At 67.3% G+C, this 14385-nt stretch carries 10 protein-coding genes; 3 read left to right on the forward strand and 7 right to left on the reverse strand.

Annotated elements, in window-relative coordinates; translation table 11 throughout:
• Window positions 1-17: 17 nt before the first annotated feature.
• The 6 genes from Pla123a_RS24150 to acnA all read right to left on the reverse strand — a co-directional run bounded on the left by Pla123a_RS24150 (window position 18) and on the right by acnA (window position 8403).
• The gene (locus Pla123a_RS24150; protein ID WP_146591882.1) at window positions 18-1253 is read right to left on the reverse strand and encodes a dicarboxylate/amino acid:cation symporter; all 1236 of its coding nucleotides are present in this window, start codon (window positions 1251-1253) and stop codon (window positions 18-20) included.
• Between the two features lie 365 nt (window positions 1254-1618).
• Window positions 1619-2953, reverse strand: a complete 1335-nt coding sequence (locus Pla123a_RS24155) for a lipopolysaccharide biosynthesis protein (protein WP_146591884.1) — start codon at window positions 2951-2953, stop codon at window positions 1619-1621.
• Window positions 2954-3053: 100 nt separating this feature from the next.
• Window positions 3054-4028 carry a TIGR01777 family oxidoreductase gene (locus tag Pla123a_RS24160; RefSeq protein ID WP_146591886.1) on the reverse strand — a complete coding sequence of 325 codons (975 nt, stop codon included), beginning with the start codon at window positions 4026-4028 and terminating at the stop codon, window positions 3054-3056.
• Between the two features lie 96 nt (window positions 4029-4124).
• Window positions 4125-4793 (reverse strand): HAD family hydrolase, encoded by a 669-nt coding sequence (locus tag Pla123a_RS24165; RefSeq protein WP_197528259.1) that lies wholly within the window; start codon window positions 4791-4793, stop codon window positions 4125-4127.
• A gap of 137 nt (window positions 4794-4930) precedes the next feature.
• Entirely contained in the window at window positions 4931-5512 is a 582-nt protein-coding gene (locus tag Pla123a_RS24170) for an HU family DNA-binding protein (RefSeq protein ID WP_197528260.1), read from the reverse strand.
• 104 nt (window positions 5513-5616) lie between these two features.
• On the reverse strand, window positions 5617-8403 hold the full coding sequence (acnA, locus tag Pla123a_RS24175) for an aconitate hydratase AcnA (protein ID WP_146591892.1): 2787 nt from the start codon (window positions 8401-8403) through the stop codon (window positions 5617-5619).
• A 238-nt stretch (window positions 8404-8641) separates the two neighbouring features.
• On the opposite strand from acnA, the gene Pla123a_RS24180 reads away from it, so the two are divergent.
• From Pla123a_RS24180 to Pla123a_RS24190, 3 genes are all read left to right on the forward strand, one after another.
• Window positions 8642-9394, forward strand: a complete 753-nt coding sequence (locus Pla123a_RS24180; protein WP_197528261.1) for a type VI secretion system tube protein Hcp — start codon at window positions 8642-8644, stop codon at window positions 9392-9394.
• Window positions 9395-9569: 175 nt separating this feature from the next.
• On the forward strand, window positions 9570-10370 hold the full coding sequence (locus tag Pla123a_RS24185) for a hypothetical protein (protein ID WP_146591896.1): 801 nt from the start codon (window positions 9570-9572) through the stop codon (window positions 10368-10370).
• Between the two features lie 263 nt (window positions 10371-10633).
• On the forward strand, window positions 10634-12001 hold the full coding sequence (locus Pla123a_RS24190; RefSeq protein WP_197528262.1) for an Nramp family divalent metal transporter: 1368 nt from the start codon (window positions 10634-10636) through the stop codon (window positions 11999-12001).
• A gap of 60 nt (window positions 12002-12061) precedes the next feature.
• On the opposite strand, the gene Pla123a_RS24195 is transcribed toward Pla123a_RS24190, so the two are convergent.
• A complete protein-coding gene (locus Pla123a_RS24195; protein ID WP_146591898.1) occupies window positions 12062-14293 on the reverse strand; it encodes a pentapeptide repeat-containing protein in 2232 nt (743 codons plus the stop codon).
• Window positions 14294-14385: the final 92 nt, after the last annotated feature.

Genomic DNA, 14385 nt, shown 5'->3' on the forward strand with positions numbered 1-14385 from the left:
TGGCCGGCTGGCTTGCGCTAGGCCGCTGTTTCGGGCCTGGTTCGTCCGTCGAGGATGCAGCTCACGTTGACGTCGCCCAGCACGTTGATCGTGGTGCGGCAGCGGTCGAGGAACCAGTCGACCGTCAGCAGGATCGGGATTTGCTCGATCGGCAGCCCCACGGCCGTGAACACCAGCGTCATCGTGACGATGCCGGCCTCGGGGATGCCGGCGGCGCCGACGCTGGCGATGATCGACGTGAACACCACAATCATCTGCTGCGAGAGCGACAAATCCATCCCCAACAGCTGCGCGACGAACAGCGCGGCCATTGCCTCGTAAAGGGCGGTGCCGTCGTTGTTGAAGTTGGCGCCGACCAGGGCGCCCATGCTGGCCGACTCCTCCCGCAGCCCGACCTTCTCGGTCAGGCAGGCGTACGTGACCGGCATCGTGGCGGTGGAGCTGTCGGTGCTGAACGCCATGACCAGCGCGTCACGCACGCCCCGCAGCACGTCTAGCGGCCGCGGCCAGCTGAACAGCTTGATCCGCACCAGGTACCACACGGTCTGCAGTCCCAGGGCGATTACGACCGCCAGCACGAACGCACCCATCGCCTGGAATCGGCCGAAGCCCTCGACGCCGACCACCTTGGCGACAATTGCGAACACGCCGATCGGCACCAGCTGGATGATCCAGTGCAGCACCACCAGCAGCGTGTCGTAGGCAACCTCGACCAGGTCCTGCACCGTGCCGACCTCGCGGTGCTTCACGCCCCGCATCGCCACGCCGAACGCCACGGCGATCAAGATCACGCCAATGATGTTCTGACGCCCGGCCAACGGCCCGAGGATGCTCTTGGGCACCTTGTCGATCAGCAGGGCCAGCGGGTTGGGGCCTTCTTCGCCCAAATCCTCGGCGACCGGTTCGGGCTCGATTTCAACCCACGAGCCGGGCTGCATCACGTTGGCCACGGTCAGGCCGATGACGATCGCCACGCAGGTATTCAGCAGCAACAGAAAGAACAGCCGGGCGGCCTGCTTGCCCTTTACCTCGCTGGTCATCAGCACGTGGGCCACGGCCACCAGGATCAGCGGCGGCGCGAGCGCCCCCAGCAATTGCAGGATCACCTGGCTCGGGATCTCGAGGATCCGCGCCCGTTCACCGAGCACCACCCCGGTAATGGCGCCGAGGACCAGCGCGATAACGATCCGCAGGTAGAGCGGGATCGCGTTCCAGCGGCCCAGCAGGCCCCGCGGTGGTGTGCTGTCGGTCATGCCGTTGTGTTCGTCCTGATACGGCGTTTCTTGGATGGGCGCGAGGCCGGCCGACTTTTGTCCCTTATTCCGACACGCGTTTATAGGGACAAAAGTCACCGACCACTTGGGGCATGGGCTTTTTGTATCTCTTGTTCTCGTAGCGGCTTACGGCATCGGTCGTGTTCGCGCTGCGGCGACTTTTGTCCGATCTTGCGCAACTCTTGGGACAAGAGTCGACGGGGTGAACGCTGCGATCAAGTCACTATCGGAGATCGATCAAACAACGACGCCGACGGGCCCCGGTACAGCGCCGCGCTGACACCTAGTGGACCACAGCCGGCTCACACTTTCTACCGAAATCCGGTCAGAAAGACGCCGTCCGTTCACTGCTCGGCAAGCAGCGCATGGGCCTTGTGCGCCAGAGTCAGGTGCAACGCGATCAACGGCCCCGCGTACGCCGCCGCGGCCCCGACCGGCCCGTACCAGTTGGCCAGCACAACGCAAGCCGCGATGCTCACGACGGCCGCCAACGCGATCCGCGAGATCACGTACTGCTGCCGACCCGAGAACTGCAGGCCTATGGGCGCGAGCGAGAAGGTGGTGCTGATGGCGGCCCCGACGGCGATCACGCAGGTCGCCCAGTAGCCCTGATCGAACCCGGGGCCGTGCAGCCGCAGCAGCGGCCTGGCGAACACAAACACCACCGCCACGAACACCGCCGAGATCGTGCCGAACAGCAGCCGTCGCTGGCGGGTCAAGCGGGCCAGGCCGGCCCGGTTGTTCTGCTTGAGCATCAACGCCACCCGCGGCAGGTAGAAGCGGTTGGCGGACGTGGAGAACAGCACGATGAACGCGCCGGTCTGCATCGCCACGGCGAACACCGACGCGTCCGTGTGGAAGTTGGGGCTCAGCTCCAGCACGATCACGCCCGACTGCGCGATGGCCGTCATCAAGAGCCCGTGCAGCAACAGCGGAGTCGACTCCCGCAGCCACGCGCGGGCGTCGTACCGGGGAGCGCCGTTGTGGGGGACGGGCTGATCCGTGCGGCGGGGGAGCCGCAGCCGCAGCAGCCAGCCCATCATCAGGGTCACGCCGAGCCACGCCGCCAGGAAGCTGAGGCTGGCCGTCGCGCCGGAGGCCGCGCCGTGCAGCCGCCACGCCAGCAGGTTGGCGGCGATCATCAGCAGCGGCAACGCCACGCGGTACAACGCGGCGGCGGCCACCGGTGCGCCGGCGGCCGTGACGGACTCCAGCAGCACCGAGAAGACCGACAGGATCGGCAGGCACGCCACGATCATCGGGATCGCGAAGTGGCTTCCGAGGTGGTTCAGCATCAGGGCCGACTCGACGGCCGAGTCGACCAGCAGGCAGATCGCGACGCTCACCGCGAACGTCGTGAGCAGGGCGAAACGCAGGAAACCAGCCAGGTGGGCCCGCTCACCATGGTGCAGGTGCACCGGGACGATCTTCAGCGACAGCTTCTCGAGGCCCAGCGGCGCGATCGACGCCAGCAGCAGCAGCGTCGACACGCCGACGTTGTAGTCGTTGAAGTCCTCGCGGGTCAGGTTGCGGGCGAGGTAGATATTCAGGCTGTAGAACAGCACGTAGCCGACCGCCGAGAGCACGCCCAGCACCACCGGCCCCAGGCCGGCCTCCGCCGCGTCCCAATCGGAGTTGGGGTCGGGGTCCTCGATCGGGTTGTTCGGCGAGCGTAGCATTCGGCCTCGACAACTCGGGGGACGCCGCGAGCCGCGTCCGAAGCTTAGAGTATAGACTGCCCGCGCGCGAGAGGAGATGGGGTTCGGACCGCCTTAGCGTTCAGGGCGGAGCCGGATCGCCAGGAGAGCGAGCGGCCCGCCAACGCCGGCACAGGTCGGCCGCGGCGTCGGGCCAGTCGGGCAACAAAAACTCGAAGCCCGACTCGAGCAGCTGCCCGGGCACGACGCGACGGCTCTTGAGCACCAACTCGGTCTCGGTCCGCAGGAAGACCGCTCCGACCTCGAGCATCCACTGCGTGCTCGGCAGGCCGACTCCCGTCCCCCAAGCCCGTCGCAGCCCGTACATGAACTCACGGTTGGGCAACGGGTGCGGCGAGGCGACATTGACGGCGCCGGCGAGAGAATCGTGTTCGAGGATCCAGTCGACCGCGCGGACGAAGTCGACGTCGTGCACCCACGACACGTACTGCCGCCCGTCGCCGTTGGTCCCGCCGAGCCCCTTGCGGACCAGGCCCAGCATCGTGTCGAACACGCCGCCGCGGTCGGGGCTCATCGTCATTGCCGAGCGGAGCAGCACCAGCCGCGTGCCCGGCAGGTTGAACGACTCGGCTGCGCGTTCCCACTGGGACGCCACGTCGATGCTGAACCGCCAGGTGTCGGGCGCGTTAGGTTCTTCGCCGCCCAGGACGCCGGTCGCCTCGTCGTTGGCGGCGTCGTAGCGGTGGGCGTAGATCGTGGCGGTGCTCGCCTGCAGCCAAGTTTTGGGCGCAGACTGACAGCGTTCGATCGCCTGGCCGACCGCGCGGGTCGAGTCGATTCGAGAGTCCAGGATCTCGCGCCGGTTGGCCGCGTTGTAGCGGCAGTTGACGCTGCGGCCCGCCAGGTTGATCACGGCGTCGGCGCCCTCGAGCTCGCCGGCCCAATCGCCGACCGTCTGGCCGTCCCAGGCCACGGTACGCCAAGGCGCCGGGGCGGGGCGGCGGCTCAGTACGACGACCTCGTGCCCGTCGGACGTCATCTCCCGCGCGAGGAGCGTGCCTACCTGTCCACTGCCGCCGGGGAGAACGATTTTCATGGGGAGGGCTCGCGGGGTGAGGGGGGCGGGCGCCGCGCGGGCGGGCCGCTACCTGTTCAGACACAGGCCGGGCGTTGAAGTTCGCCCCGCGAGGCGCTACAGCCCTTCGACAATCGGCAGCAATTCGTCTAGGCGGTCGATGCGGAACTCGTAGCCGACTTCGTTGCACTCTTCTTCGCCGCCGTAGCCGTACGCGGCCCAGCAGGCGCGGAGGCCGGCGTTCTTGGCGAACCGCAGGTCCGAGGCCGTGTCGCCGACCATCAGCGTGCTCTCCGGTCGGGCGTCGGGAAAGGCGGCCCGGATCGCGCCGGCATACAGCGCCGGGTCGGGCTTCTTGGGCAGCACGCCGTTGTCGCCAAAGATGTGCTGGACGAGGCCGTCCATGCCGAGCTGACGGAGCGAGTGGGTGATCGCCTCCGGGCTCTTGTTGCTGACGATCGCCACCGGGCAGACCTCACCGCACGCGGCGACTGTGTCGGCCGCGTCTGGGAACGCCTCGACCAGGGTTTCCGCGGCCTCGTGGTAGATCGCCCGGTAGTGCTGCTGCCAGTCGTCGAGTTCCTCGCCGCCGAGTTCTTCGCCCCGCGGGTGCAACGCCCGCAGCGTATCGTGCAGCGAGATCCCACGGCCGATGGCGTGCGAAACGAGCTCCGGCTCGAGCTCAATCTGCCCTCGCTCGCGGAACACGCCGGTCAGCGAGTGGCTGATCGCCTGGTGCGTGGCGCAGAGTGTGCCGTCGTAGTCGAAGATGATGAGGGAGGGCATGCGGGGAGGGCGGGGCGGCAGGGGGGCGAGCGTTGAGGCTGCAGGCTGGTAGGCCGGAACAAGCGGCAGCGCTGTTCCGGCGCTTCCGGGCTGAAACTGCCGGAACAGCGCTAACGCTTGTTCCGGCCTACGCGACTCTAGTAGCAGTGCATGATCGAACGAGTCGCACAGCATTCAGGACAAAGGAAGACGTAGAGCATTCCAACGTCACCGATGCAGAACTTGCCACCGATCGAATCCAATTGCCCGTAGAACTGCATTTCGCTTCCGCAGCAAACGGGCGTTTCCGGGTATTGGATCCAATCCGGATCGCCTCCAAGTTTGAGCCTTTGCTCGTCGTGGTACGTATCGCTAATCCCCGCATTGAGTAGATCACTCGGGTCAGGGGAGAGCTTGATCTGCGGCAACTTCTCCCGTGACGAGTTACCTGAGGTCTCTTGCGGCCCGGCGGGAGCGCCCGCGGCAAACGACTCCTTGGCTGCCGTGTCCAACGTGAATTCAATCTCGGGCGGCGCTTTGAACTCGACCGCCTTGCCCGTGAATGGATTTGTACCAAGTTGAGACGGCGGTTGGACGACCTTGAACTTGCCGAACCCAGGCAGCACAAACCCCTCACCGGCCTCTTCGTAGGCAGTGCTGGCGAGCGCCTTTAACAGTTTGACGACCGACTCCGGGGCGATGCCGGTTTTCTGCGACAGTTTCGCGACGAGCTTGGCCAACTTGCGATCGCCCTCAGTTCGTACGGTGTCGTGCGGAGCCAAAACCGCGGCTCCCGCCGCGGGCTGCTCTTGCTAGCGCCCAGCGCCCTCCAACCAGCGCCGGGCTACTCGCTCAGCAGCTTACGCAGCACGTAGGCCAGGATGCCGCCGTGGCGGTAGTAGTCCATCTCGACCGGGGTGTCGATGCGCGCCTTCATGGTAAAGGCCTTGTCGCCCGCCTTGACCTCCAGGTCCTGGCCCGGCTTCAGGTCGTCGGTCAGGCCGGGGATGTCGAACGTCTCCTCGCCGGTCAGGCCGAGCGACTGCCAGGTGTCGCCGTTCTTGAACTCCAGCGGCAGCACGCCCATCATCACCAGGTTGCTGCGGTGGATCCGCTCGTAGCTGGCGGCCAGCACCGCCCGCACGCCGAGCAGGTAGGTGCCCTTGGCGGCCCAGTCACGCGAGCTGCCGGTGCCGTACTCGGCGCCCGCCAGCACCACCAGCGGCGTGCCCGACGCCTGGTACTTCATGCTGGCGTCGTAAATCGGCATGACCTCGCCCGACTCGAGGTACTTGGTCACGCCGCCCTCGGTGCCGGGGGCCAGTTGGTTGCGGATGCGGATGTTGGCGAACGTGCCGCGGGTCATCACGCGGTCGTTGCCGCGACGGCTGCCGTAGCTGTTGAAGTCGACCGGCTCGACGCCCGAGTTCTGCAGGAACTTGCCGGCCGGCGAGTCCTTGGCGATCGCGCCGGCGGGCGAGATGTGGTCGGTCGTGACCGAGTCGCCCAGCAGCGCCAGGCAGCGGGCGCCGGTGATCGAAGCGATCGGCTTCACCTCCGGCGTGATGCTCGAGAGGAACGGCGGCTCCTGGATGTAGGTGCTGTCGTCGTTCCAGTCGTACAGCTCGCCCTCGCTGGTGGCGATGGCGTTCCACTTCGGGTTCTTGTTCCAGACGTCGCCGTACTGCTCCTGGAACATCTCGGGCAGCACGCAGCTCTTGACGACTTCCTGCACCTCTTCGTGCGTAGGCCAAACGTCCTTCAGGTAGACCGGCTTGCCGCCTTCGCCTTCGCCGAGCGGCTCGGTGGTGAGGTCGATGCCGGTGTTGCCGGCCAGGGCGTAGGCCACCACCAGCGGGGGGCTGGCCAGGTAGTTGGCTTTGACGTCGGGGTTGATGCGGCCCTCGAAGTTACGGTTGCCGGAGAGGACGCCGCTCACCACCAGGTCGTGCTGGCGGATGGCGTCGCTGATCGGCTTGGGCAGCGGGCCGCTGTTGCCGATGCACGTGGTGCAGCCGTAGCCAACCGTGTAGAAGCCGATCTTGCCGAGCTCTTCGTCGAGGCCACTCTTGGCGTAGTAGTCGGTCACGACCCGGCTGCCGGGGGCGATCGAGGTCTTGACCCACGGCTTGGCTTGCAGGCCGAGGGCGGCTGCCTTCTTGGCGACCAGGCCGGCCGCGATCATCACGCTGGGGTTCGAGGTGTTGGTGCAGCTGGTGATCGCCGCGATCGCCACGCTGCCATGTTTGACCGGGAACGTGCAGCCGTCGACTTCGACGCTCACGCCGTCGAAGCCCGGGTCGGCGATCGCGACCTCAGGCTGGGCGGCGCCCTCCGGGTCGGCCGGCTGGCCCCCCTCGCCCTCCCAGCGGCTGGCGGGCGCGCCCTTGGGGCTCTTCTCGTAGACCTCCTCGAGGTCCTTCTCCCACTGGGCCTTCATGTCGGTCAGCGTGATGCGGTCCTGCGGACGCTTCGGCCCGGCCAGGCTCGGCACGACAGTCGACAGGTCGAGCTCGACGGTCTTGGTGAACTCCGGCTCGGGCGCGTCGTCGGTGCGGAACAGCTGGTTGGCCTTGCAGTACGACTCGACAAGCTTGATCTCGTCCTCGGTGCGGCCGGTCTGACGCAGGTAGCCGAGCGTGACGTCGTCGACAGGGAAGAAGCCCATCGTGGCGCCGTACTCGGGCGACATGTTGGCGATGGTCGCGCGGTCGGCCAGCGACATGCCGCCGACCCCCTCGCCGAAGAACTCGACGAACTTGCCGACCACCTTCTCCTTGCGGAGGATCTCGGTGACGGTCAGCACCAGGTCGGTGGCGGTGGCCCCGGCCGGCAGCTTGCCGGTCAGCTTCATGCCGACCACTTCGGGGGTGAGCATGTAGATCGGCTGGCCGAGCATCACGCCCTCGGCCTCGATGCCGCCGACGCCCCAGCCAACCACGCCGAGGCCGTCGATCATGGTGGTGTGGCTGTCGGTGCCGACCAGCGAGTCCGGGTACGCCAGAGTTGATCCGTCAGGGGCGTCCTTGGTGAACACGCACTTGGCCAGGTACTCGAGGTTCACCTGGTGCACGATGCCTGTGCCGGGCGGCACCACGCGGAAGTTGTCGAACGCCTTCTGGCCCCAGCGGAGGAACTCGTAGCGTTCTTGGTTGCGCTCGAACTCGAGCTCGATGTTCAGGTCGAGGGCGCCGTCGCCGAGGAAGTGGTCGACCTGCACCGAGTGGTCGATCACCAGGTCGACCGGAACCAGCGGGTTGATCTTCTTGGGGTCGCCTCCGAGCCGCTGCATGCCGCTCCGCATGGCGGCCAGGTCCACGACGCACGGCACGCCGGTGAAGTCCTGCAGCACGACCCTGGCCGGCTTGAAGGGGACCTCGCTCGGGTTGGCGCCCTTGGAGTCGTTCCAGGCGGCCAGGCTCTTGACGTCGTCCTGCGTCACGACGTAGTCGTCGCAGTTCCGCAGCACGCTCTCCAGTAGCACCCGGATGGAGTACGGCAGCTTGGCGACCTTGGTCAGGCCGGCCTCTTCGAGCTTGCCGAGCCGGTAGAACTTGGCCTCGCCGCCGCCTATGGCAGCAGAGCCGGTGTTGAACGTGTCGAGGGCGCCGAAAGGGTCGTTGCTGGCCATAGCGAACTTGCGGTGGGGTAAAAGGAAGGGTGTCGGGGCTGGCCGCCGTGAGAGCGATGATAGCGGATTCGGCCCCGAGCGCGGAGTGGCCCGGCGCCGCGAAATGGGGGAGCGGCGACGCACTCACCCAGGTATATTGCGGCCTGGCGGGGAGCCCCGTCAGAGCCCCGGGAGAACCCGCGGAGAGCGTAGTGGACTAGTCGCCTACGCCGCGACACCGCAAATCAATGGAGATAGCATGCCCCGCCCGCTCGTTGCATTCTGCCTGGGGATCGCCCTGCTCACCGCGGCGTGCCGCTGCCCAGCCGCCGCCTACATCAAGTTCGACGGCGTCGACGGCGAGAGCACCGACCGCGGCCACGAGGGCTGGTCGGACCTCACGGCGTTTTCGGTAGACTACCGTGGCGGGACCACTCAGGCCGCCTCAATAGCAATGCGGTTCTCGATGCAGGCCGACAAGTCGTACCCGGAGCTGGTCGAGGGCGTCGGGCGCCGGGGGCTGTACGACACGATTGAAGTCGACCTCACCGACGAGGCCGGCGGGCAGCTGTTTGCCTACGAGCTCCGCCGCGGCGGGGTCACCGACCTCTCAATCGTGCACGACGCCTACGGCGGCGCGCGGCTGGTGGGCACGCTGATCACCCAGGAGATGTCCATCGAGCACGTCCCGTCCGGCGCCCAGACCCTGTGGGACTACTCCGGCACGGCGGCCGGCTTCGCGCCGCTGCCGGGCGACTTCGACTACGACGGCGATGTCGACGCGGACGACTACGCCAAGTGGCGGGAAAACTACGCCACCATGATGGGCAACATAGGCGGCGGCCCCGACGCCAACGCCGACGGCCGCGTCGATATGGCGGACTACACCGTGTGGCGGGCCAACTACTCCGGCCCGAACCTGCTCGGCCCCGCCGCCGCTCCCGAGCCGATGACGCTCGCCCTGGCGTTGCTGCTCGCCCCCGCGGCACTAGTACGCCGCAAACGCCGCTAGGCTGCGCACAAGTAACCCATGGCGGAAGCCTTGGGGTAGGAGTTTGCCAGCGGCTTGCGGCCGGAATCCCCACGGCTTCCGCCGTGGGTTAATGCTAGCGGGCAAGCCGATGGATGTGGTTCGACGCGGCCGCCCTGTGCTACCCTGCCGGCTCCATCATCCCGAGGGCTCATGCATGCGATTCCAACTGCTTTTCATGCCGCTTCGAATGCTCTCGTTGTTGGCTTGCTGCTCAGTCGCCGCCGCCGGGCCGCTGGTGTACCGGTTCGAGGGAGAGGTGAACCGCGTCGAAGAAGGCGCCGCCCACGGGATCGCGCTCGGCGATTCAGTCTCCGGGTATATCTCGCACGATCCGAACGTCGAGAGTTTCTACCAAATTATCGTACCCTTAGACCCAGATAATGACCTAACGGATGATCGGAAGGTGGTAGTGTGCGATCCCCTCTGCGACTTTGGAGTGGATGACGAGGTGGTGGGGGCAACCTACTTTCTTGCCGAACTCGGTTTCAGTGTCGGCGACAGTTTCCGGCTGGAGCAGCAAGCAGCCATCGGTGTGGGACCGTACTCGGAGCAGGATTCCGCTGACTTAGGGTTCCTCGCCGCACCGGCGCCCGTGCAGGTCTGGAGTTTGGGTAAGCTTGCCTCCCACTTGTCCCTGTTTCCTGCGGGTCCATTGCAACTCAACCCGTGGGCGGTTCTCCTTTTTGAAGACTTGCCGTATACGCCGCCTCGTTGGGAGAACGAGTGGACTGGAGAGCCTCTGTTGGCAATTCAGGACGTGTCGCCGCTAACCGATGCGGGGGGCATGATCAGTGGACTGATTGGCTTCTCCTCGAGAACGCCACCGTTTCACCGCGACTTGGAATCGGAGGTGTCCTTCATTATTACGAGCATCGTGCTCGTTCCCACGCCGCCCGCGGAGTTGCTCCTGCTGGTTGCGGTGGGCTGGGCAGCTTCGGGCCGCGCACGCCGCTAGGGCCCACCAGCAACCCATGGCGGAAGTGGCGAGCCCGCCCCCAGCTAGAGGCCTGCGGCCGGGGTGCTTTAGAAGTACCCACGCTCGCGTTTGCGGCCGAAAGCCCTACGGCTTCCGCCGAAGGTTGCTGGGGAGGGGAAGGTAGGGGCTCGTCCGCGTTGCGCTATTTGTTGGCTAGCAATTGCCGCGGCGATCGATCAAGCTAGCGGGCTCGGCTTGTTCCGTTTCTCTTCGCGGTGTTTCTTCGCTGATGTGGTCTGTGTATGCCTGTTGCTGGTGACCCCTACGCCCTGACGCCGGAAAAGGTCCGGGAGCCGCCGGCGTCGCTGCTGGGGCAGCTCGGCTACTGCGGGCCTGGGTTTGTGCTGTCGGCCTCGATTGTTGGCTCGGGCGAGTTGATCGCCACCACGACGCTTGGCGCTACGGCTGGGTTTATCGTGCTGTGGGTGATCATCCTGAGCTGCGTAGTGAAGGTGGCGTTGCAGCTCGAGTTCGGCCGGCACACCATCCTCTCGGGCCGCACGCCGCTGGAGTCGATCAACCGGCTGCCCGGCCCAAAGCCGGCCGGCGCGCACTGGACGATCTGGGGCTGGTTCCTGCTGCAGCCGCTCAAGATTGCGCAGATGGCCGGCATTGTCGGCGCGGTGGCATTGGTGCTGAACCTGGTTGTGCCGCAGATTTCCGTGCCGTTGTGGTGCTGGGTGAGCGCCGGAGTAGTGGGGCTGCTGGTCTCGCTGGAGCGGTACCGGATGATCGAGCGGAGCTCGCTCGCGCTGCTCGTCTTGTTCACGCTGCTGACCCTGACCTCGGTGGCGGCGCTGCAGTGGACCGAGTACGCCATCAGTGGGGACCAGGTGCTGAGCGGGCTGTCGTTTCAATTGCCGGCCGCGGCCACGATGGTGGTGTTCGCGGCGTTCGGCCTGACCGGCGTCGGCGGGGACGAGATCATCCAGTACGGGTACTGGTTGCTGGAGAAGGGCTACGCCGCCTACGCCGGCCCGCGCGACGAGACCGACGCCTGGCGCGCCCGCGCCCGCGGCTGGATCCGCGTGATGACGCTCGATGCGTTGGCCTCGATGGTCGCCTACACGCTGGTCACCGTGGCGTTCTTCCTGCTCGGCGCGGCGGTGCTGCACTCGCAGCAGAACGTGCCCGAGGGGAACGCCCTGATCGAGAGCCTCGCCCACATGTACACCGACACGCTCGGCGCCTGGGCGCACTGGCTGTTCCTGCTGGGGGCGTTTGTTGTCTTGTTCTCGACGCTGTTCAGCGCGATGGCGGCCTGGACCCGGATGTACGCCGACGCCTTCGCCCAGGTGGGCCTGATCAACTTCCGCGACCAGGCCGAGCGGCGACGCACCGTTTTCTGGCTCGCCTGGGCGTTCGCCTTCTTGTGGGCCGGCATCTACCTGTTCTTCGAGAAGCCGGTGTGGATGGTCGCCCTTGGCGGCGTGGCGACCGCCGCCATCCTGCTCTTGGTCGTGTTCGCCGCGGTCATCTTCCGCTACCGCGACACCGACCAATCGCTGCGGCCCAGCAAGCTCTTCGACGCCGCCCTCTGGTGCAGCATTGTCGCGATTGTCAGCTTCGTGGTGTACGGCCTGGCAGACTTGGCGAGCAAGTACCTGTAGATAGCCGCTCGGCCGCAAGGCCGGCGGAGCCCACGGAGGCAGCCATGGGACGAACACCGCTTACTCCGGCCAAGGCTCGCTGGGCCAGTCGGTTGCGGCCTCCACCGGCGATAGCTTGATCTCCGGCAGTCCAGTCGTTGGGAACGACAGCTCGCCCGATTCATCAGCCGGTGGCGGCGATTCGAGCGTCATCTGCTCCATCAGGCTTGGCGTGCCGAGGGTGGCCTGGGGCGGCGGCTCGTGCCCGTCTACTTCGGGCGCGTCGAACAGCCGGTACGAGGGGCCCGCCGACGGCGCGACGTTCTGCGCCACACGCGGGGCGGCGTACCCGGCGGGCGTCCGCTTCTGCTCGTTCTGGGCGACCTGCATGGTGGGCGGGCGGTTGTCCCACCGGGTGGCGTCGTTGTACATGGCGGCGGCGATCATCTCGTTGGTCAGGCCGGTCGCGCCCGAAAGGTCGGCGTCGTCGAGCAGCGTGGTGAGCGTCGACCGCAGGTGCCTGTAGGCGAGGGTCGTCTGGCCGAACCAGGCGCCGCCGAGGTTGGCCCCCTCGAGCCTGGCGCCCTTGAGCGACGCGCCGCGGAGGTCGGCCCCGCTGAGGTCGGCGCCCCGGAGGTCGGCGCCCGACAGGTCGGCGTGCGCCAGGCGGGCCTCGTGGAGCTGCGCCTTGCGGAGCGACGCGCCCTGCAGCCGCGCCTTCTCGAGCACGCAGAAGTTCATCACGGCGTCGTCGAACACCGCCTTGCGCAGGTCGGCCGGTGGGGCCTCGTCGTCCATGCGGAAGCGGAGGAAGATTGCGTCGTGGAACTCCGCGCCCATGGCGACCAATCCGCGACAGGTGACGTCGGTGAAGTTGGCCCCCTGCGCCGACGCGCCGATGAAGTGAACGTCGGCGAACCGCGCCGCCTCAAAGTCGGCGAGCTGCAGGTTGGCCTGGGTGAGGTCGACCTCTTCTAGGTGGGCGTTCTTCCACCGGCTGCCGGAGAGGTCGGCCGAGCTGAGGTCGGAGTGCTTGAAGCAGCAGCCCTCGAGCCGCGCCTCGCGCAAGAGCGGCCCGCTGAACTCGGCGTAGGCCTCGCGCCAGCGCTTGCCGAGGTCCACCAGCCGGGCGTCGAAGGCGGGTGTGAAGCCGGGGTCGCGTTCGCCGCGGAAATTGAGCGAGTAGAACGGCGCGCCGTCCTGGTACTCGTTCTGCAGCTCGCGCTTGGTGCGGCCCCACTTGGGGGTGCGGTCGGTCGGGTGGAAGTGCACCACCTTCGCGTTCAGCCAGCTGAGGTCGGTCCGCCCCTCGAACGTGCGGTGGGTCAGCTCGCGCATCCCCAGCAGCACGATCAGCGCGATCACCCACTGGCCGGCGTGGGCCAGCCGGTTGCGGCGGAGTGTGAAGGCGCCTCGGGCCGCCAGCACGCTGCCGACCGCCACGTACGCGATCGCCGCGCAGGCGACCGCCTGCACCATCGATTGGGGCATGTCGTGCCGGATCGCGCACTGCCGCCAGACGCTGTACACCGTGATCGGGCCCAGGCCCCACGCCAGCAGCACCGAGAGCAGCGTCTGCGAGACGAACATCCGCGGGCGGTCGCGCAGCTGGCGCCACTGCCAGCGGACCAGGCCGAGCACCATCCAGCCGTGCGTCTTGCGGTCGATCGGCTCGCCGTCGGGGAACACGGCCGGCAGCCGGCCCAGCACGTCCCAGATTCGCTGCAGGTAGACGTGCAGGTAGCAGTAGACGCCGATCACCAGGAACGGGCCGAGCAGGAAGAACAGCTCGCTGGGGGCGTCGACGTCGAACACCGGCAGGCTCACCACACCGTCGTTGGTCAGCAGCTGCAGCTGCGTGGTGCTGATCAGCATCAGCCACACGAACGCGCACCCGCCGACCATCCACATGAAGATCGCCCGGGCGAAGTCGGCCGTGTCGCCGCAGCGGGCGGCCTCTTCGAGCCGCTCGATCGAGATGTTTTCAGGCAGCTCGGCGCCGGTCAGGTCGGTCCCGGCGAGCTGGCCAGCGATCAGGCCCTTGGCGCCGGTTAGCACACAGTCGCGGAGCGACGCCTCGCGGAGTCGGGCGTTGTGCAGCCTGGCGCCGTCGAGCCGGGCGCCGTCGAGCGTCGCGCCGCGGAGGTCGGCCCCCGACAGGTCGGCGCCCGCCAGGATAGCCCCCGAGAGGTCGGCGCAGCGGAGCTGCAGCGGTTGGTCGGGGAACTGGCGTCGGTGCTCGGCGATCGCGTCGGCCCCGCGCAACGCCAGCGGCACATGGAGCGGCTGCGGCGGTCGACCAAAGCGAGGCATGCTAGCGTCCGGTGAGGGCCGTTCGGGACAGAACTAGGGCCGCGGATCGTAGCAGCGAGCCGAGGGCGGAGCCAGGGCGATTGCCGGTTTGC

This window comes from Posidoniimonas polymericola, from assembly GCF_007859935.1.
Lineage (GTDB): Bacteria > Planctomycetota > Planctomycetia > Pirellulales > Lacipirellulaceae > Posidoniimonas > Posidoniimonas polymericola.

Coding starts and splice junctions, on each gene's coding strand:
- Pla123a_RS24150 (WP_146591882.1), bottom strand. CDS start 1,253: ATGACCGACAGCACACCACCGCGGGGCCTGCTGGGCCGCTGGAACGCG.
- Pla123a_RS24155 (WP_146591884.1), bottom strand. CDS start 2,953: ATGCTACGCTCGCCGAACAACCCGATCGAGGACCCCGACCCCAACTCC.
- Pla123a_RS24160 (WP_146591886.1), bottom strand. CDS start 4,028: ATGAAAATCGTTCTCCCCGGCGGCAGTGGACAGGTAGGCACGCTCCTC.
- Pla123a_RS24165 (WP_197528259.1), bottom strand. CDS start 4,793: ATGCCCTCCCTCATCATCTTCGACTACGACGGCACACTCTGCGCCACG.
- acnA (WP_146591892.1), bottom strand. CDS start 8,403: ATGGCCAGCAACGACCCTTTCGGCGCCCTCGACACGTTCAACACCGGC.
- Pla123a_RS24180 (WP_197528261.1), top strand. CDS start 8,642: ATGCCCCGCCCGCTCGTTGCATTCTGCCTGGGGATCGCCCTGCTCACC.
- Pla123a_RS24185 (WP_146591896.1), top strand. CDS start 9,570: ATGCGATTCCAACTGCTTTTCATGCCGCTTCGAATGCTCTCGTTGTTG.
- Pla123a_RS24190 (WP_197528262.1), top strand. CDS start 10,634: ATGCCTGTTGCTGGTGACCCCTACGCCCTGACGCCGGAAAAGGTCCGG.
- Pla123a_RS24195 (WP_146591898.1), bottom strand. CDS start 14,293: ATGCCTCGCTTTGGTCGACCGCCGCAGCCGCTCCATGTGCCGCTGGCG.